This is a genomic window from Paenibacillus thiaminolyticus (genome assembly GCF_007066085.1).
GTDB classification, from domain to species: Bacteria; Bacillota; Bacilli; order Paenibacillales; family Paenibacillaceae; genus Paenibacillus_B; species Paenibacillus_B thiaminolyticus.
Genome location: NZ_CP041405.1, coordinates 659,317 through 679,004, shown reverse-complemented (window position 1 = coordinate 679,004; position 19,688 = coordinate 659,317). Strand labels below are relative to the sequence as shown.

Here is a 19,688-nt window from a genome sequence, read left to right as displayed (position 1 = left end):
CGCAGCACCTTCGTATCGGTCGTCTTTAGAATTTCTTTAGTTTTTCTGCGGGGAGAACTTCAATTTTTTGCGATAAGTTAAGGAGGGAAAGGATAGAGGGGGGATAGTGAAGATGAGCATGGCACTCGATCTGTCCTATGGGCTGGAGGTTGCCTGGATCATATTCGTATTGGGAAGCGTGATGTTCATTATGAAGCATAAGGATGGGATGAGCCATGACGGCGACGATATTAGTCGTGGATGATGATCCGGAGATTCGGGATGTCATCCATGTATATTTGCGCAATGAAGGTTATCAAGTTCGCGAAGCATCCGATGGCTTGGAAGCGCTCGAACGATTGAATACCGAACCGGTTAACGTCGTTATTTTGGACGTGATGATGCCGAAAATGGACGGGATTCGGGCCTGCATGAAAATTCGAGAGACTTCAAGTGTCCCGATTATTATGCTATCCGCCAAAGAAGAGGATATCGACAAAATCAACGGGCTGGCGACCGGAGCCGATGATTATGTGGCGAAGCCGTTCAATCCGCTGGAGCTGATGGCCCGCGTGAAGGCCCAACTGCGCCGCCAGAAATACGCGAAATCCCAGGCGATGAACGAGGAGATTATCCGCGTCGGCGATCTCGTCATCGATCGGATTCAACACGAGGTTACGGTGCGGGAGCGTACGGTCATCTTGACACCGATTGAATTCTCGATCCTGGAGCTGCTGGCGAAGCATCGCGGCCGGGTATACCATGCCGAACAGATCTATGAGCTCGTCTGGAATGAGCCTCCAGGGTATTCGGACAACACGGTCATGGTGCATATCCGTAATCTGCGCGAAAAGCTTGAACTGAACCCTCGAAGCCCGCAATATATTAAGACCGTCTGGGGAGTAGGTTATAAAATTGACGCCTTGAAATTTTCGATTAAGCCGGGCCAGATTCATGTCTCATTCCAATCAGGAAACGGCCATATGACCGTTGCGATCGAGAACGAGGGCAATCCGATTACGGCGGAGCAGGAGAAGCATCTGTTTGAACGCTTCTACAAGGCCGATGATTCCCGTACGGCACATGCGATTCAATCCGGCTCCGGTCTGGGGCTGTCCATCGCGAAGAACATCTTCGAGCTGCATGGCGGCACGATCAGGCTCCGGCATGAGGACGGACACTTCACCTTCACGGTACGGCTGCCGAACAGGTAAACGAGATCAATTTGCCAATACGGGAAGCGGTAGAATACAATGAGGCAAGTAAAGAGTATGTGGAACCGCGGTATTCCTCGTTATGCGAAATGATCCAGGTCCAGTAAGAGCAAGATTTGTGGTTATCATAATAAATATTATGTAAACCAATATGTCCGCTATGGCTGACAGGCATTCCATCCGACTCCGTTTGGACAGGAAATTCGCATGTCCGAAGCCTGTCAGCAGAGCATTGGGATGACCGGACAACGGGGCGCGGGTATGGGGGAAGCGGATGAAGATTAAAAAGATAGTCCTGACCGGTGGAGGCTCGGCAGGGCACGTAAGCGTCAATGCCGCCTTGATTCCGAAGATGCTGGAACGGAATTGGGATATTCACTATATCGGGTCGTATGATGGAATCGAACGGAAGATCATGTCCGCCTACTCTGAGGTGACCTATCACGGCATCTCGACCGGGAAGCTAAGGCGCTATGCGGATTGGAACAATGTGAAGGATCCGTTCAAGGTCTTAAAAGGCTGTGGCCAAGCCTATGCGTTATTGAGGCACATTGGGCCGCGGATCGTTTTCTCCAAGGGAGGATTCGTGTCCGTGCCGGTCGTGGCGGCAGGATGGATGCGGCGCGTGCCGGCCATCATCCACGAGTCGGATATGACGCCGGGCTTGGCGAACCGTATCGCCACTCCGTTCGCTACCCGGATCTGTGCGACGTTCCCGGAGACGCTTCAGCATATCCGCAGCGGCAAAGCGGAATACGTCGGCGCGATCGTTCGCGGGGAGCTGCGCCAGGGGGATGCCGCCCGTGGCCGGCTGCATTGCGGATTCCCGTCGGGGAAGAAGGTCCTGCTCGTCATGGGCGGCAGCTTGGGCGCCAAAAGCATCAACGGGGCGATCCGGGCCAACCTGCGTTCTCTGCTCGACAACTTCCGGATCGTGCATATTTGCGGCGCGGGCCAGGTGGATGAGGCTCTGCAGCATCCGGGCTACAAGCAATTCGAATTCGTCCATGACGAGCTGCCTCATCTGATGGCGATGTCCGATGTCGTCATCTCGCGGGCCGGATCGAACGCGATCTTTGAATTGCTGTCACTGCGCAAGCCGATGCTGTTGATTCCGCTGCCGAAGGGGTCCAGCCGCGGCGATCAGATTCTGAACGCCAGATCGTTCGCGGACAGAGGTTTCGCCGAGGTGTTGGATGATGCGGACGTGTCGTCGGACGCCTTCCTGCGTATGGTGCATACGCTAGCGGAGAAAACGGTCGAGTATGTGCAGCGGATGGATTCGCACTCTGGCGATGCGATCGGCACGACAGAGAAGCTGGCGGACATGATCGAGCGATATGCCAAGCGGTAGATGGAGCGGTCAGGGAAGTTCTCCTATGAGGGAACGCCTCGGAAGATGGCTTGTGACGCGAGACCTTCCAGAACGAAGGGCAGATCTGCTGATGACAGGCCTGCCCTGTGCCGGAGCCTTATTTTTGGCGGGGAATCGATAAGGTGCTCCATTCCCCGGATCGAATCTGCTTCGCGACATAGACGATCTGGCCGACATGATACGAATAATGCGACATCTGGCGCTCGATCGCTTCGAGAACGGAATGGGGCTCGTTCCGGATCGTGACCGTCGCCAACAGATCGTCCGTGGTCAAGGAGCGGAGCGCATTCAGGAAGACGTCCCAGCCGCGGTTCCATACCCGCAGCAGGTCGTACTTGGTACGAATCGAGTCGATGAATTCATCGTCGCGGTTCCGATCTGGCTTCTCGCCGTCGCTCGTCAGGAAATCGGTCCAGCGGGATATCATATTGCCGCTCATATGCTGGACGATAACGGCGACGCTGTTCGAGTCCTCGTTCATCGCCCAATGGATATCCTGCTCCTGAAGCTGAGCCATCGCCCGCTCGGCGTCCGCTTTCAGGCTCGTGAATTTGTCGATGACGACCCGCAAATAATGCTGAGCCACGCTCTCCTTCGAATCTTGCGGCATGATACATGCACCTCCGGCATTGGAATTGCTTCCAGTATACCTGTAAATAACACGGCCACCTATACGATGGAAGAAAAAAAGTACACAGGCGGCATTCGAAAAAGCGGCATCAGGCCTGCTCCTCGCCGTATTGCGCCAGCAGCGCCTTCGCTTCCGCAATGACCGCGGCGCGCAGCTCGGCCGGCGCAAGCGCCTCCATCCGCGGCCCGAAGCGGAGAATCGTCTCGGCGGCCGATTCCAGCGTATGGAATTCGACTTCGGCCTCGGACCACCCGCCGCCTGCCACCCGGACCAGGCCGACCCGCACGTACCGGTCCAGGGACAAGCGCTCCAGCATCTCGTCGCGCAGCCGAATACGCGCCGGGTAGCGCGGCAGGCTTGCGGTGAACTGGGCCGTCGATTGCGCCCAGTAGGACGCAAGGTCGAAGCCAGCGGGGCGCGTGAAGGTCTCGTCCAGCAGTTCGGCATGCCGCAGCCGCGACAAGCGGTACGTGCGCAGCGCGGCATCGGCGGTCTCCGCGACGACGTACCACACATTCCGCTTCGCCACGAGCCCGAGCGGTTGGAGCGTCCGGGTCACGACGCCATCCTCGCGTTCGTAGTCCACGCGAACCGCCCGCTCTTCCCATACAGCCTCTTGCAGCAGAGACAGAAAGGGCGACGAATCCTGCGTCGTCTCATGCCAACCCGCTCCGTCGATATGGAGGCGCTCCCGGGCAATCTCCGCATCCCGCCGCTGCTCGGCGGTCGTGGAGGCGAGCAGCTTCCGAAGAGCGCTGTCTCCCTCTTCCCGAAGGCCGAGATCATCGAGCAGGGTGGAGGGGATCAGCAGCAGCGACAGAAGCTCCGTCGCCTTCATTCCCGTCAACGTCGTACGGTATCCTTCCGCCAGCATCCAGCCGCCATACGATCCCCGATCCGCGTACACCGGAATGCCGGCGGCGCTAAGCGCATCCATGTCTCGCATGATGGTCCGCTCGGATACCTCCAGCTGCCGGGCCAACTCCTTCGATGTCAATTTGCCATGATTCTGCAGCAGCAGCACAATGGATAACAGCCGATCCGCCCGCATCCTATCATCCTCTTTCCCGTGTAATTTATTTCTAACGCAGTTCATTTGAAGCGTGCTCATCTAATCTCATTTAATCTCATCTTATCATATCAATATGACAATAGATGTCATATAGGGTCGGGTACACTGGGTTTGTAGTCAAGAATGTGAGAGGATGATGAGAAGATGAAGCCATTGCATGGCAAGGTGGCCGTCGTAGCTGGCGCAACGCGGGGAGCGGGCAGAGGAATTGCCGCGATGCTGGGAGAGGCCGGCGCCACCGTATACTGCACGGGCCGTTCGGTTCGCGGCCGGCAGTCCGACATGGGACGGAGCGAGACGATCGAGGAGACGGCGGAACTGGTGACGGCCCATGGAGGCAAGGGTATTCCGGTTCGTGTCGATCATATGGTCGAGGTGGAAGTGAAGGCGCTGTTCGAGCGGATTCGGGCCGAGCAGGACGGTCAGCTGGATATAGTGGTGAACGACGTATGGGGAGGCGAGTCGCTGACCGAGTGGGGAACCGCCTTCTGGGAGCATTCGCTGGCCAACGGGCTGCGGATGCAGCAGCAGGCCGTGCATTCCCATATGATGACGAGCTATTACGGCGCACCGCTCATGGTGAACCGGGGGCAGGGCATCATCATTGAGATTACGGATGGCATCGATTATCGTTACCGCGGCAATCTGTATTACAGTCTGGCCAAAATATCCGCCATTCATCTCGCCGCCGCGATGGCGGAGGATCTGCGTCCGCATGGGGTAACTGCCGTCGCGGTTACGCCGGGCTTCCTTCGTTCCGAGGAGATGCTGGATCATTTCGGCGTGACGGCGGAGAATTGGAGAGAAGCCGGGAAGAAGGAGCCGCATTTCCTGATGTCGGAGACGCCGATCTATATCGGCCGGGCGATTGCGGCGTTGGCCGCCGATCCGGACAAGTTGGACTTGTCGGGAAAAAGCTTCAGCACATGGGGCTTGTCGGAGCGGTACCCGTTCACCGATGCCGACGGAAGCCGTCCGCATTGGGGCAATTATGCCAAGGAGCAGGGCATCGGATAAGCGGCAGGACTCAAGACAGCCGTGAAGGAAGAGCCGGTTACCGGCTCTTCTCGGTTCATGGCTTCTCTTGCCGCTGGTTCAACGCGGAAGTTCCGCTAACATCCGCTGCAGCCGGTTGATGCCTTCCCGCGCAGGAGAAGGATATCGGCCTGCCCGCTATTTCCGCGTTATTTCTTCTCAATCACGATCAAGCAGGTGCTGTCCGGCAGGCGGACAGGCTCTCCGTGTTCATTGAGCAAGCTGATTTTTGGCGCCAGCGCCTCGGTATACCCGTCCTGCAAGTAATGATCGCAGCGGAGGATTGCCGCACGCTCGCCAAGGGTGCGCTGAATGAACTCTGCATACTGCGTCGGCGTGAAATAGCCGAACTGCTCCTGCACCTCATGCACATACGCTTCGGGTCCCCAGGTGTACGTGTACAGAAATTCCATCGCGTCATTGATCGGCAGCTTCGCCTCGAAAGGAGACAGGCGCTCGACCGCGATGCGCCGTCCGGCAAAGTCTTTGGCATACCGCTCCAGCCATGGCAGGCCGTCCGCGTTCCGGAAGCGGATTATCCGCATTTGTTCTTCCGGCTCGCTCATAATACCGTCGCGTATGATGATGCGTCCGCCCGGGGAGAGCACGTCGAACGCGCTGCGGAGGGCGGCGGCGATCGTCTTCGGATTGAACCGCTGTCCTTCATATTCAATATAAGAATACAGCTCATGCAGAATGGAAGAGAAAATGACCGTCTCGATGCTCTGTGGAGCCACGAACCGTTTCAAATCGAGGGCATCGCCCTTCATCACGCGCCAGCGCCGGTTCTCCAACTGCTTCTTCCGTTCCAGCGCCTCAATGACATTTTGGGAAATGTCGATTCCGATCGCTTCCGCTTCCGGCAGCCGCTCTTCGAGCAGATCGAGCATGACGCCGCCACCGGGCCCGATATCGATGACGCGGGACCCTGTCACGTAGTCGAGGATGACCTGCTTATAATCGGCCGACCCGTTCATATCGGACAGATACGCCTCCTCGTTATGGAAGCGGTCATAGGCGTCGCGCCGCAGCTCGAACAGATCGAACAGCATCAGAATGGCCCGCTCGTAGAGAGGCGTCTTCTCGGCCTCGATGCAGAACTCAATTAACTTCTCTGCGGCTTGGGAGAAAACAAAGTCCACGTAGACGCTGTCGGCCATCCCGTCCGCCCGTTCGATGCGCAAGTCCAGATGCGGGCTGTCCGGCTTCGCGCCATTCGCGATGTCATCGTAGGTCAAGGAGCGGAGCGCCTGCTCGATCATCCGCTTTTTATAGACGTTCAAATGCTTCCGGCCCCGGTAATCATAATACATGCCATTCATCAGGCGCTCGAAGCTGATATGCCGGATGTGGGCGTCCATCTCCGGAGCGGCCAGCGCTAATAAGAAAATCTTCACGAATTCCTCGAACGTGCATTCATGGAGCGCGGCTTCCACATACCAGAGCGTCTTCGGCTCCAACTCCCGGAGCGAATCCAGCGCCCGCGGCTGCTCCGCCAGCTTCCTCAGCTCCGCTTCTGGGTTCTCGCCGCGCCGTTCGGACATCGCCCGCAGCCGGCGAATGCGCTCCGGAAGGGTGAATCCTTCTGCGAAGCGCCCGCCTACGATCTGGTCGATGACGAGCTTGGTATCGGCCTTCAGCATATCCCACAGCTCAGGGGATACCGCCTCGATAATGCATTGGTTCAGCGGCAGGAGCAGATCCCGCATCTCCTGCGCCGAGACGATGCCCCGCTCGATGAGATGATAGAGCGGGGCATTCTCCGCGAGCGGAACCTCGCCGCGCAAATATTGGCCGATCAGGCCATGCGTAAAAATGAGCGTGTGGGTGAGCAGCACGCGTTCCTGCCGCTGATTCCGCGTATGCTGGCCGTATAACTGCGCCGAGCCTACATTGTGGGCGAACAACGAGATCCCTTGCTCTTGCCAGGCGATGCGTTGACGGACGCTCCCGCCCTTGGCCGTCTCCGACCATTTCAATACCTCTTCGATCGTCTCCTTAATCCAGAACGACAGCGGCAGCCCATCCAGCACCTGCAAGGTGCGCTCTACGTAATCCAGCACCGGATTGGAGTTCGCCAGCTGCTGCAGCGACTGGATCCGCTCCAGATTGACGATGCGCTCCTCGGCCGTAACGATATATTGCAGCCAGCGATTGTCCGACAGCAGCGCCGGATCGTCGCGTCCTTCCCTGTACATGCGGATATGTTCTAATGATGTCAGCATGGCCCTCACTCATTTCCTTGGATTGATGCGATAAGTATCTGTTATTTTACCATATTGGAAATGGCGCATCTTTTTCTCATCTACTATGGTAAATGATTATAGTACAAGTTCAAAAAGTCCGGTTTTTGAACATTCTCTTATATTTAAGCCATCACATTATTGAAGAAAAGGGAAGGGGGAACAGGGGTGAAGGATCGCTGGAGCATCCGCGTCTGGAGAGGAAGCATGACGAGGAGGAGCGTTTTTTTGACCCTCCTGCTGTCGTACCTGGCTATTCTGCTGCTGCCGGTGACGGTGGCAGGCGTTTTTTACTACCGCATGGAGGAAATTATGATCAATCACGCGATCCGAACGAACATCGGTCTCTTGAAGCAGTTAAACCAGATTACGGATTCGAGATTGAAGGAAGTGGAGCAGCTTACGGCCCAGGTGGCTTTCAATCCCAAGGTCAGATGGCTGCTCAACAATGCGGGCAGCGAAGGACTGGAGAAGCAACTGAAGGTCATTGACGCCTTGAAGGAGCTGAGTAAATACAAAAATATCAGCAGCTTCATTCATGATTTTGCGGTTTATTTCCAAGGGAGCGATATGATTCTGACCCCCGAGATGAAGACGGATGCCTCTCTTTATTTCTCGCGCATCGCCATTTATACCTCCCGCAGCGGCGAATGGGTCCGCCATCAACTGCTGACGGGGCTCCATCCGAAGCACTATTTGCCTTCCGAACCCGTCAGGCGGGAGAATGTCCAGTCCAACATGATCACCTTCGTTCAATCTCTTCCTTATGAGTATGTATCAGATATTAAGGGGCAATTGATCGTTCAGATCGACGAACAGCAGCTTAAAGCGATGCTGACGCAGATTGAAGGCGTCAATGACGGCTCGCTCATGATCCTGAACGATAAGCAGGAGGTGCTGATGTCAACAGTTCACGGCGATAAGGCCTTCGCCATTCAGCGTTATCTGCAGCAGGACACCGGCAATAACGGGATGCGGATCGACGGAGAGCCGATGGTTCTGTCGCGCGTCAAGGGAAGCAGCGGCTGGGAATACGTCTCGGTCATTCCGAAGAAGGTGGTCCTGCAGGAGGTGCTCGTCATCAAGCGCTGGGCACTGATTCTCCTGACGGGCTGCCTGGCGGCGGGGCTTGGCGGCTCCTATGCGATGGCCTACCGTTACTATCAGCCGATCAAGAGCGTGGTGAAGGTGTTGGCGCAGCGGGAACGGTCATCTTCAGGGATGTACCGGGACGAATTCGATCTGATTAAGCAATCGGTCATCCGGACATTGGAGGAGGAGGATAAGCTGCGGCATACGCTGTCCGAGCAAGCGCCCGTGCTGCGGGCGAATTTCCTGTCGCGCCTCATTCGCGGGCATGTCGACCTGTCTTACGGGATGAACGAGACGCTCGATTTCATGGACATCCGGCTCGATCACGACTACTTCGGCATCATTCTGATCGATATCACCGATTGCTCGCAATTCATTCAGGGGGACACCGAACGCGAATGGGGGTTGGTCCGGTTCGTGCTGACGAATCTGGGTCATGAGCTGCTGCAGGGGCGGGGCTATATCGTCGAGCTGGAGCGCGATCGGTTGGCCGTGCTGCTGAATGTGCCGGCATCGTCGGCCTCCGTCAGCGCGATCCGGGACGATCTGCTGCTGCCGCTGAAGGAGACGGCACAGCTTCGCTTCAAGCTGTCCGTCGCCTGCGGCGTCAGCGCAATTCACCGCGGGATCGATCGGATTGCGGCCGCCTACAGCGAGGCGCTGATGGCGCTCGATTACCGGATCGTGCACGGGACGGAATCGACGATGATGTATGAACAGATTGACGCGGGCCAATCTCCGCATTATCACTATCCGATTGAGACGGAGATTCAACTGATGAACGTCGTCAAGAGCGGCGACGCGGAACAGACGGCGAAGCTGCTGCAGCATATTTTCGAGCTGAATTGGCAGTGGAAGCAGGTGACTCCGGATCCGCTGCTTGACGATCGAGTTATTAACGACATTAATGAAAATCACAAACAGCATTCAAGTCGATGATCGGGAGGTGTTCGGCTCGCCGATCGACCCGGTGGGACTGACCGCGCGGCCCGTGGCCGGGGAGGAGATGCAGGAGCGGATTATGCGGCAGTATAATACGCTCTGCCAGTACATATGGAGAGAACGCAGCGATTATCACGAACGGCTGCTCCGCAAAATGACGGCCTATATCGAGGCGAATTACCGGGACCCGAACTTCAGCCTGAACGTCATGGCGGACGAGTTCGAGATGACCTCGCCTTACATCTCCGCTTGCTTCAAAAAATACGGCGGACGCAACATCACCGAATATATCGCCAAGCTGCGGGTCGAGGAGGCGAAGCAATTGCTGGCGGACAGCCGGCTGACGATCTCGGACATCGCGCAGCGGGTCGGCTATGCGAGCGATGTCGGCTTCCTGCGGTTCTTCAAAAAGCACGAGGGCGTAACGCCCGGCAAATACCGCGAGATGCTGGCCGGACAAGACGATCGGAAGAACGGTTAACCGATCTTAACAACGGTATACCCGGAATCGTACCATTTGCTAACCGATATTGAAAACGTTTACTTACCGACCGCTGAACGGATCGCTATAGTGGAAGCAGGCTTTCGCCAATCACCGAAATTGGAATTACACATTCGATGGGAGGTCATGTCATGCAACAATTATTATGGCGACGAACGATGCTGACGCTGCTGTCTCTCGTGATGCTGACGGGGATGCTGGCTGCATGCAGCGGGAAGACGGAGCAGGCGGCGGAGCCTGTGGCCAATGCGCTGGCGGGTGAAGTACCGTATCCCGCATCCTTAACGTACTGGGCTCCGATCGGGAATGCCGGCACTGTAATGAAGAGCTTCAGCGATATGGGGGCGTATCAGGAGCTGGAGAAGCGGATCGGAACGAAGGTCACATTCCAGCATCCGCCCGCCGGGCAGGAAGCCGATCAGTTCAATCTGATGCTCGCTTCCGGCAAGCTGCCGGATGTCATCGAGTACACATGGGGCGGTGTCGCGAAGGGGCCGGATCAGGCGATTAAGGAGAAGCGCATTCTCCGCTTGAATGAGCTCATCGACCAGCATGCGCCGAATCTGAAGGCAGTGCTGGATGCGCGGCCCGATCTGAAAAAGCTGGTCACGACCGATGAAGGCAACATTTACGTCTTCCCGTTCCTGCGCCCGGATGAAGAGCTGCTGACGTTCATGGGGCCGACGATCCGGAAGGATTGGCTCGACAAGCTCGGCCTGCAGGTGCCGACGACGACCGAGGAGTGGGAGAAGATGCTCATCGCCTTCCGGGACGGCGATCCGAACGGCAACGGCAAGAAGGATGAGATCCCGTTCCTGCTGCGCGATATCAATGTCGCGTTCGTGGGCGCGTTCGGCATTACCGATGGATTCTACCGGGAAGGCAATGAGATCAAGTACGGGCCGATCCAGCCCGAATATAAGGATTACTTGACGATGCTGAACCGCTGGTACAAGGAAGAACTGCTGGACAAAGATTACGCGACAACTGACGGCAAGCTGCAGGATGCGAAGATGACGAGCAATGTGCTTGGCTCGCTCGTTACGTATAATGGGTCGGGGGTCGGGCGGTATACGAATCTGATGAAGGGCTCCCATCCGGAGTTCGAGCTGGCCGGCGCGCCTTATCCGACTGCCATTCCGGGCAAGAAGGCGCTTGGCCAAGCCGATTCGCCGTTCGCCGGCATTGGCGCCGCCGTCTCGGCGACTGCGCCGAATCCAGAGCAGATCGTGAAATGGATGGATTATAAATACGGCGAGGAAGGGCATCTCCTGTTCAACTTCGGCGTCGAAGGCGTGAGCTATCAGATGGAGAACGGGTACCCGAAATATACGGACGAGATTATGAAAAATCCGGAGGGCTTGCCGGTCGCGGAAGCGATGGCCAAATATATGCCGGTGAACTGGTCCGGGCCGTTCGTGCAGGACAAACGCTATATTGAGCAGTATATCGAGCTGCCGGAGCAGAAGCAGGCCATGAAGAACTGGCTCGATGCGGACCGGAGCAAACTGCTGCCTCCTTTGACGCGGACGTCGGATGAGAGCTCCACTTACGCTTCCATCATGGCCGATATCGATACGTACAAATCGGAAATGTTCAATAAATTCATCATGGGCGCCGAGCCGCTGGATCGGTTCGATGCTTTTGCCGAGACGATTCAATCGATGGGGATTGAGCAGGCGATCCAAATTCAGCAAGCCGCTCTGGATCGGTTCAATAAGCGATAAAGCAGCTGGTTCGTGCCGGGACAAGTAATCGAGGGGCACGAACCGTTCAGAGAAGGAGGAATCGGCATGCCTACCCCCAAGCAAGCGGCGGCGCGTCCTCGCTCCCGTGCGAAGCGCAGTCCGGACGCGAGAGCGGACCGGAGCTTCCTGCAGCGGGTCATCCGCGACGCCAAGCTGAACAAATATGTCTACTTGATGCTGCTGCCTGTCGTCGCTTATTACGCGATTTTCCATTACGGGCCGATGTACGGCATTCAGATCGCATTCAAGGATTACTCTCCGGCGCTGGGCTTCCTGGACAGCCCTTGGGTCGGTCTCAAATATTTCGAAGAATTTTTCAACAGCCATTTCTTCTGGCGCATCGTCCGCAATACATTGCTGATTAGTCTATACGAGCTGATCTTCTCGTTCCCGGCGCCGATTATCCTCGCGCTCATGCTGAACGAGCTTCGCCATCAATTGTTCATGCGGGCGGTGCAGACGATTACGTACATTCCGCATTTCATCTCGATTGTCGTCATTGTCGGGATGATGGTCGACTTTCTCGCCCGGGACGGTCTAATCAACAACATCCTGAGCTGGTTCGGCGTGGAGGCGGTTGCTTATTTGCGGGAGCCGGGATGGTTCCGGACACTCTATATTTCCTCCGGCATCTGGCAGGGCGTCGGCTGGGGGACGATTATTTATTTGGCGGCAATCTCCAATATCGATCCGTCCCTGTATGAAGCGGCAAAGGTGGACGGCGCCTCCAAATGGCGCCAGGCCGTCCATATTACGATTCCGGGCATCATGCCTGTCGTAATCATTCTGCTTATTCTGCAGATGGGGAGCATTATGTCCGTGAGCACCGACAAAATATTGCTGATGTACAACTCGTCCACCTATGAGACGGCCGACGTCATCGGCACCTATGTATACCGCAAAGGGCTTCTCGAAGCGAACTACAGCTACAGCACCGCGATCGGCCTGTTCAACTCCGTCATCAACTTCGCGCTGCTCATTCTCGCGAACACGGTCAGCCGCCGGACAAGCGATTCGAAGCTGTGGTGACGGCCAGCGGGCTGGCGCAGATGGCGCCGATTCATTCCGATCCAAGGAGGTTATGCGGTGAACAACATGTCGCTCGGCGAACGCATCTTTGAAGTGTTCAACATTCTGTTCCTTATCTTGTTATGTCTCGTCACGCTGTATCCCTTCATCTACGTCCTGTTCGCTTCGCTCAGCGAGCCGGCCTGGGTCGTCCAACAGCGCGGCTTGATCTGGCATCCTTCCGGGCTGAACCTGGAAGCGTACCGGCTCGTGTTCGACAACCCGATGATTACGAGCGGTTATCTGAACACGCTGTTCATTGTCAGTGCAGGCACCTTCCTTAATGTCTTCATGACGGCGCTTGGCGCCTACGGCCTGTCCCGGCAAAATGTCATGTGGAAGAACCCGATCATGTTCTTCATCGTCTTCACGATGTTTTTCTCCGGCGGGCTTATTCCAAGCTACCTGCTCGTAACGGGGCTCGGCATGCTGGACAGCTTGTGGGCGCTCATTATCCCGGGAGCCGTCAGCGCCTTCAACCTGATTATTATGAGGACGGCGTTCCAATCGATTCCGCACAGCCTGGAGGAATCCGCCAAGCTGGACGGTGCGAACGACTTTACCGTCATGATCCGCATCATCCTTCCGCTCTCGATGCCGGTCATTGCCGTCATGATCCTGTTCTATGGCGTGGGGCACTGGAATTCCTGGTTCGGCGCCATGATCTACCTTCGCGATCGCGAATTGTATCCGCTTCAGCTCGTGCTGCGGGAGATTCTGATTACGAACAGCACGGACAGCATGCTGACATCGGCGGGGACGGCTGACAAGATGCCGATAGGGGAGACGATCAAGTACGCGACCATCATCGTCGCCACCGTCCCCATTTTGCTGCTGTACCCGTTCCTGCAAAAATATTTCGTCAAAGGCGTCATGATCGGCGCCATTAAGGAATAAGGCGAGTTGCTGTCGCTTCAATCAGACTTAACTTGGCCTGGCTTGACTGTCAGCCTGATGCATGCTTGTGCATCGGGCTTTTTTTCGCTGCCCGGCAGGATGGAAGGCTAGGGGGAAGGCGCCTTACAAGCATTCTCCCATCCGGTCAGGAGAGTGAGGATGTTGAGTTTACTTCGCAGCACTGTCCCAATTAATCAGCACGTGTGTTATAGGATTGGTCAGGACAGGAATAGCAGAATCTCGTGGCACCGTTCTTCCTTTTGGGCAGGGGCAGGTATATGCAGAGCCTCTTAGTACCATTCTCCCCTTCGGTCAGAAGCGGTTACAATGCAGAATTCCTTGACACCAATCACCCATGTGCTCAGGGAGCATGTACATGCTAAGCTCCTTATTCGCACTCTCCCGTTGGCTCAGGATCAATTGTTGTCAAAAATGCCGGCTCGTGATCTCAGCGCCAATGACATTGTAAGTAAAACCGGTGAAGCGAGTTCCATAAACACGGCGCCTCGAGACTGTGCACAGAAGCTTCAGCAATCATGATGTGGTTGATATTGGAATTTGAGTTGGTTATTCTAGACTCAGGCATCAAGTCGTCTATTTGAATGGAAATGAGTGATGTACATGCATATGTTATGCTAAAAATTAAGAGCTCCCACAGCAAACACCGGCACTGTTATGCCGGATTTGCTGCCTTAAATTACTTTAAGGAGCGGAGCTCAATGAAATATGTAAATGCAAATGATATTCTCCCTGAGGCATTGATCGCTGAAATTCAGAAATATGCGCAAGGCACCTTACTATACATCCCTAATCAGAGGGGAGTCAGAAAAAAATGGGGAGAGAAATCCGGGTATAGAAGTTATCTTGCACGTCGAAATGAAGCAATGAAGAAACATTTTTCCGAAGGAGCAACCATTGAGGAGCTTTCGACCTACTATTCGCTCTCTTGCGAAAGTATTAAAAAAATAGTTTATTCGAAGAAATCACCCTAAATGAGCAGGCTCGTCTGTTATACGCAGATGAGCCTTTTTGAATGCAGAAAATAGTTATAAATTGTTTGGAGTCTATTCTTATCGGTTATGACGACATAGAATCAACTTATAGAACGGCATGCCGGGAAGGGTGTAAGGACGTAGGGCATAAGGCGGTAACGGATATAAATCGGAACAGAGAGAGGTTACTGACATGAATATGAAAGAGATCATTGAATCCTGCAATAAGGATAACGGCACGTTCAACGGCGCTATTCTGATGAAAAGCGAAGACAAGGTACTTGTTGAACAAGGATATGGTTATGCCAATCGCAGCGAGAAGCTGAGCAATACAGCCAGTACGCGATTCGGTATCGCTTCAGGGGCGAAAATTTTTACGGCCGTAGCCATCCTGCAGCTCGTGGAAAAAGGGCTCCTGGAGTTGGATACGCTGATAGGCGATTGCATAGCCGACACGGTTCCTTCATTTCATTCAGGCATTACCGTGCGTCATTTGTTAACGCACAGCTCGGGGATACCTGATTATTTTGACGAAGAGACTATGACTGAAATAAACGCATATGAGGAATTGTGGACAAATTTGCCGATGTATACGATAACTTCGCTCCAATCATTTCTGCCTTTGTTCGAAAATAAACGGATGAAGTTTTCTCCGGGAGAGCGCTTTTCCTACAGCAACTCGGGGTATATCCTTCTAGGTCTGATAGTCGAGCATATAACCGGGTTAGGGTTTCAAGAATATGTGGAGTTGAATATTTTCAATATTTGCGGGATGCATGATTCTGGGTATTACCGGCTAGATCAATTGCCAGCCCGAACAGCGGTTGGTTATATCGAAGAAGGGGATACCTGGCGCTCCAATATTTACTCGGTGCCTGTGATCGGAGGACCGGATGGAGGCGTATTTACGACGGTTTATGATTTGGAGAAATTCTGGAGTGCGCTAATGAATCATTTGCTATTATCGAAAAGGTTGACCGACATCATGCTCTTTCCTCATCAGAAAGAAGATAACCACATATATTACGGGATTGGTGTATGGATATTGATCTTTCATAACGAGGTGTTCAAATATTTTGTGATGGGAAGCGATCCAGGGGTTGAAATGCAATCCTCCCTCTATCCTAAACGGAATGCACAGGCGCATGTATTGTCGAATAACGGGAAGGGGGCCGGGGCGATCGCAAGAAAATTTGATGAGATGTTATTTCATGAAGGAGAAGTCGCTTCTGATTCGAAGGGAGAGTGAAGCAAAGGCAGAAGAACAGCCTGACTAGGGTGGAAGAAGGTGGTATAATGGATGAGCGCGCCAAGTCGTGCGATCTAGGATGAAAGGATGAACGACCGATGAATGATGCACTGCAGCGTGCCATCGATCTGAGAGCGGCCGGACGGGCGGAGGAAGCGATTCCGCTGCTGGCCGACTTGCTGGGGCATGAACCGGACAATGGGGAGATTCTATGCCAGCTCGCTTGGGCGCATGATCATCTCGGCCGGGAACGGGAGGCAGTACCGTATTACGAACAGGCGCTGCGCTGTCCGCTCAACGATGAGCACCGCACCGGAGCCCTGCTTGGCCTGGGCAGCACCTACCGTACACTGGGGCGGTACGCCGAGGCGAAGGAGACGCTCGGACAGGGCATGCGCGAATATCCTGATCGCAAGGAATTTGGCGTGTTTTACGCGATGGCGCTGTATAATCTGGGCGAGCACGCGGAGGCGATGCGGCTGTTATTGACTGCGCTGGCGAACACTTCGGAAGACGAAGGCATTCGCGCCTACAGCCGGGCGATTGGCTTCTATGCCGACAAGCTGGACCAGGTGTGGGATGAAGGCGGCCAGCAATCGCCAAATTGAAGTCAGTATGCGCCCATGGCGGAATGCTTGCCTGCCGAGGGAATAGCCAATGCCTGCAGAAGGCAGGGGCGGAGGCATTACGTCAGGAGCGCAATGCATTGCATTCCGAGATGAATGGGAGCTGAGTCCATGAAGCGCATCATCGATAGGGACGACAATGGGATTGAGGCACTGAGGAGGCAGCACCAGGTGCCGGGCGTGGGCATCGCCCTGATCTGTAATGGGCGGTTGGAATGGAGCGGCAGCTATGGGGAACTGGAAGCCGGCACGGCGCGCAAGGTAACCGCGAATAGCTTGTTCCATGCCTGTTCGATAAGCAAAATGGTTACGGCGGTTGGCGTGCTCCGCCTAGTGCAGGCAGGCGTATTGGAGCTGGACGCTGAGGTGAACCGTTATTTGCGGACGTGGCGGCTTCCGGACAGTCCGTATACGGCAGATGTGAAGGTCACGATGCGTCATCTGCTCTCGCATCAGTCCGGGATCGTAGACCCGCCGGGGAGCTTCGGCATCTACCGCGCGGCCGATCCGCTGCCTGCCGTGAAGGAAATATTGACAGGCGCTACCCCGTATCATGCTGAACACGTACATATCCAAAATGTGCCGGGAAGCCGATTCGCTTATTCGGATGCCGGTTACTGCGTTATTGAACAGTTGATCGAGGATGTGACAGGAGAGCCGTTCGCCGTTGCGATGGAGCGGCTCGTCATGACGCCGCTGGGCTTGAAGCGGACGTTTTACTGGAATTATTATGATTCGAAAATTGGACGCGCGGAAGAAATCAAGGCGAAAGCAAGCGCTTCGGCCGGACATGATCAAGCGGGTCATGTCGTAGAGGGATCACGGGCGTATTACCCCTGTCTGGCCGCAGCCGGCCTATGGTCGACGCCGACGGAGCTCGCCCTGCTCGCACTGGAAGTGATGGCAGCCTGGAACGGGGACACGGCCTCGATTCTGCAGCCGGAGCTGGCCCGGCAGATGCTGGCGGGCAGCGGCTGCGCAGATGAGGCAGGACTGGGGGTATTCGTTCCGTCTGCCGCAGGAGAGCCGTGTGCCATCTCCCAAGGCTGGGGAGTCGGCTTCCAGTGCAAGCTGCTGGCGTATCCTCGCTTGCGAAGCGGCATCGTCGTCATGACCAATTGCGATCCGGGCAAGCTGCAAGACGAGGCGTTGACAGGCGACTTGATTCGCCGGATCGGGAAGCCCTGTGGCTGGCCGGGACTATAGATAATTGCACTATGCAACAGGGAGAGAGAACAATGAACAGCAAGAAAATCAGAATGGCGGTCATCGGACTGGGCCATATGGGACAATATATGCTGCGCCTGGCGGCTCAGCCGGAATTCGCGCAAGCGATAGAGATTGCGGCCATCTGCGAAGCGAACGAGCAGGCTCGCGAGCATTTCCAACATACCTGTCAAGACAGCTTCCCGCATGCGGCATGGTACTCGGACTACGCGGCGCTGCTGGAGGAGACGGACGTCGATCTGGCGTATATCTCCGTGCCTCCCGCGTTCCACTATGAGATCGCCATGGAAGCGCTCCGCAGGAAGATACATATTTTCTGCGAGAAGCCGCTGGCGAACAGCGTGGAGGAAGCGAGAGAGCTTCTGCAGCAAGCCCGCGAGGCGCAAGTCGTTCACGCCATTCACTTCTCGATGCCGGATGAACCGTCGGTGGAGCGGGTGCGGAGCATGCTGGAGGAGAAGGCGATCGGCGAGATCCGGAAGCTCGATCTGGTTCTGCAGTTCCCGCAGTGGCCGCGGTCATGGCAGCACAATTCATGGATTGGGACACGGCAGCAGGGCGGCTTCGTGTTGGAGGTCGGCGTCCACTGGATTCATGTCATTCAGAAGCTGCTAGGCCGCATTACGCATGTGCAGAGCGAGCTGGAGCTGCCGTCCGAGAACGGGCGCTGCGAGACGGGAATCCGTGCAGGCTTGCGGCTGGACAGCGGAATTCCGGTTCATGTGAACGGAATTTCCGGATTTGCAGGGGAGGAACGGGTCTCTCTCATTCTGTATGGGACCGAGGGAACGATTGCGTTGGAGAACTGGGATCAGCTGTTTACGGGAGCGGTTGGTCAACCGCTAGAGCCAGTGCAAGTTCAAGATTCGGCCGCTGCGCTGCCGGTGTTAAGACAGGTGATCCATGCAATTCAAGGCAAGCCGGCCCGTTATTTTACATTCCAGGACGGATATGATGCGCAGGTCGTGCTGGAAGCGCTTCGTCATCCGGCCTCTATCGAGTGGGTGGATATTCGGCCGCAGTATAGCTAAGCCGCTGCCGATGTGTAGAGACGCCGGTCCATTATGCAGGGGAGGGATAGCGATTGGATGCGTGTCAGGAGCTGATCGCGCGCGCTGAAGCGTATGTGCGTGAGCAGGTGGAGTCCGACAGCAGCGGCCATGATTGGTGGCATATTCATCGTGTCCGGCGATTAGCGGTCCGGCTCGCGAAGGAAGAAGGAGCGGATGCCGGGGTATGCGAGCTGGCCGCCTTGCTGCATGATGTGGCGGACGCCAAGTTCAATCCGTCGAAGGAGGCGGGCTGCGCCAAGGTGAAGGAATGGCTTGTGGCGAACGGCGCTGACGCGGCTGCGGTATCCCATGTCATGGATATCGTGGCGAACCTGTCTTACAGCGGCGGTCATCATTCGCCGATGAAGACGTTGGAGGGGCAGATCGTGCAGGACGCCGATCGGCTCGATGCGATGGGCGCGATCGGAATTGCGCGCGCGTTCGCCTATGCCAGCTGGGCCGGCCATCGGATGCATGATCCGGAGGAGGCGCCAGCGGCGTTCCGGTCGGAAGAGGAGTACCGGAGCCATACAGGCACTGCCATCAATCATTTCCATGAGAAGCTGCTGAAGTTGAAAGACCTCATGAATACGGACAGCGGCAAAGCCCTGGCCACAGAACGGCATCGCGTGATGGTCGATTATTTGGAGCAATTCCATAAAGAATGGGAAGCGGAGGATGGGTGATGACTCGAATAACGGGCATTCTGCAGCAGAGCCGCAAGTAAATCCCAAGGAGCCATAA

The 19,688-nt window shown here is 55.7% G+C and carries 17 protein-coding genes and 2 pseudogenes; 16 read left to right on the top strand and 3 right to left on the bottom strand.

All coding sequences use genetic code 11. The features are described 5' to 3' along the window. Positions 1-112 precede the first annotated feature (112 nt). The 4 genes and pseudogenes from FLT43_RS30445 to FLT43_RS02960 all read left to right on the top strand — a co-directional run bounded on the left by FLT43_RS30445 (position 113) and on the right by FLT43_RS02960 (position 2,547). Entirely contained in the window at positions 113-244 is a 132-nt protein-coding gene (locus tag FLT43_RS30445; protein ID WP_255321579.1) for a hypothetical protein, read from the top strand. Beyond that, positions 216-899, top strand: a pseudogene (locus tag FLT43_RS02965) (response regulator transcription factor); the annotation flags it as partial. The gene FLT43_RS30445 and the pseudogene FLT43_RS02965, both read left to right, overlap by 29 nt. A 3-nt stretch (positions 900-902) precedes the next feature. After that, a complete protein-coding gene (locus FLT43_RS29925) occupies positions 903-1,193 on the top strand; it encodes an ATP-binding protein (protein WP_244194021.1) in 291 nt (96 codons plus the stop codon). A gap of 274 nt (positions 1,194-1,467) precedes the next feature. Further along, positions 1,468-2,547 (top strand): undecaprenyldiphospho-muramoylpentapeptide beta-N-acetylglucosaminyltransferase, encoded by a 1,080-nt coding sequence (locus FLT43_RS02960; protein ID WP_087440528.1) that lies wholly within the window; start codon positions 1,468-1,470, stop codon positions 2,545-2,547. A 118-nt stretch (positions 2,548-2,665) separates the two neighbouring features. On the opposite strand, the gene FLT43_RS02955 is transcribed toward FLT43_RS02960, so the two are convergent. Together FLT43_RS02955 and FLT43_RS02950 are read right to left on the bottom strand one after the other, a co-directional pair. Beyond that, positions 2,666-3,178, bottom strand: coding sequence for a DUF1572 family protein (locus FLT43_RS02955; protein ID WP_087440527.1), 513 nt, complete (start codon positions 3,176-3,178; stop codon positions 2,666-2,668). 109 nt (positions 3,179-3,287) lie between these two features. Further along, positions 3,288-4,250, bottom strand: coding sequence for a helix-turn-helix transcriptional regulator (locus FLT43_RS02950; RefSeq protein WP_087440526.1), 963 nt, complete (start codon positions 4,248-4,250; stop codon positions 3,288-3,290). Between the two features lie 165 nt (positions 4,251-4,415). Between FLT43_RS02950 and FLT43_RS02945 the strand changes: the two genes are divergently transcribed. Beyond that, complete coding sequence (locus FLT43_RS02945) at positions 4,416-5,288, top strand: SDR family oxidoreductase (RefSeq protein ID WP_087440525.1); 873 nt, start codon at positions 4,416-4,418, stop codon at positions 5,286-5,288. 167 nt (positions 5,289-5,455) lie between these two features. Here FLT43_RS02945 and FLT43_RS02940 read toward each other — a convergent pair whose 3' ends face one another. Next, positions 5,456-7,531 (bottom strand): class I SAM-dependent methyltransferase, encoded by a 2,076-nt coding sequence (locus FLT43_RS02940; protein WP_087440524.1) that lies wholly within the window; start codon positions 7,529-7,531, stop codon positions 5,456-5,458. 186 nt (positions 7,532-7,717) lie between these two features. Here FLT43_RS02940 and FLT43_RS02935 point away from each other — a divergent pair, with 186 nt between their 5' ends. The 11 genes and pseudogenes from FLT43_RS02935 (at position 7,718) to FLT43_RS02890 (ending at position 19,630) form a co-directional block, all read left to right on the top strand. Continuing rightward, a complete protein-coding gene (locus FLT43_RS02935; protein WP_244194019.1) occupies positions 7,718-9,580 on the top strand; it encodes a PDC sensor domain-containing protein in 1,863 nt (620 codons plus the stop codon). Next, complete coding sequence (locus FLT43_RS29920) at positions 9,549-10,064, top strand: helix-turn-helix domain-containing protein (RefSeq protein WP_244194018.1); 516 nt, start codon at positions 9,549-9,551, stop codon at positions 10,062-10,064. The genes FLT43_RS02935 and FLT43_RS29920 overlap by 32 nt, the downstream gene beginning before the upstream one ends. A gap of 137 nt (positions 10,065-10,201) precedes the next feature. After that, positions 10,202-11,338, top strand: a pseudogene (locus FLT43_RS02930) (extracellular solute-binding protein); the annotation flags it as partial. Between the two features lie 540 nt (positions 11,339-11,878). Next, complete coding sequence (locus FLT43_RS02925) at positions 11,879-12,862, top strand: ABC transporter permease (protein WP_087440522.1); 984 nt, start codon at positions 11,879-11,881, stop codon at positions 12,860-12,862. A 66-nt stretch (positions 12,863-12,928) separates the two neighbouring features. Beyond that, positions 12,929-13,798: a carbohydrate ABC transporter permease gene (locus FLT43_RS02920; RefSeq protein ID WP_087440569.1), complete on the top strand. Its 870-nt coding sequence runs from the start codon at positions 12,929-12,931 to the stop codon at positions 13,796-13,798. Between the two features lie 719 nt (positions 13,799-14,517). Then, entirely contained in the window at positions 14,518-14,790 is a 273-nt protein-coding gene (locus tag FLT43_RS02915; RefSeq protein ID WP_087440521.1) for a CD3324 family protein, read from the top strand. Positions 14,791-14,983: 193 nt separating this feature from the next. Continuing rightward, positions 14,984-16,039: a serine hydrolase domain-containing protein gene (locus tag FLT43_RS02910; protein WP_087440520.1), complete on the top strand. Its 1,056-nt coding sequence runs from the start codon at positions 14,984-14,986 to the stop codon at positions 16,037-16,039. A gap of 98 nt (positions 16,040-16,137) precedes the next feature. Further along, positions 16,138-16,647: a tetratricopeptide repeat protein gene (locus tag FLT43_RS02905; protein WP_087440519.1), complete on the top strand. Its 510-nt coding sequence runs from the start codon at positions 16,138-16,140 to the stop codon at positions 16,645-16,647. 129 nt (positions 16,648-16,776) lie between these two features. Further along, positions 16,777-17,871, top strand: coding sequence for a serine hydrolase domain-containing protein (locus FLT43_RS02900; RefSeq protein WP_164776379.1), 1,095 nt, complete (start codon positions 16,777-16,779; stop codon positions 17,869-17,871). Between the two features lie 32 nt (positions 17,872-17,903). Then, positions 17,904-18,923 carry a Gfo/Idh/MocA family protein gene (locus FLT43_RS02895; RefSeq protein WP_087440517.1) on the top strand — a complete coding sequence of 340 codons (1,020 nt, stop codon included), beginning with the start codon at positions 17,904-17,906 and terminating at the stop codon, positions 18,921-18,923. A gap of 53 nt (positions 18,924-18,976) precedes the next feature. Next, entirely contained in the window at positions 18,977-19,630 is a 654-nt protein-coding gene (locus tag FLT43_RS02890) for an HD domain-containing protein (RefSeq protein WP_087440516.1), read from the top strand. The last annotated feature ends 58 nt before the right edge of the window (positions 19,631-19,688 follow it).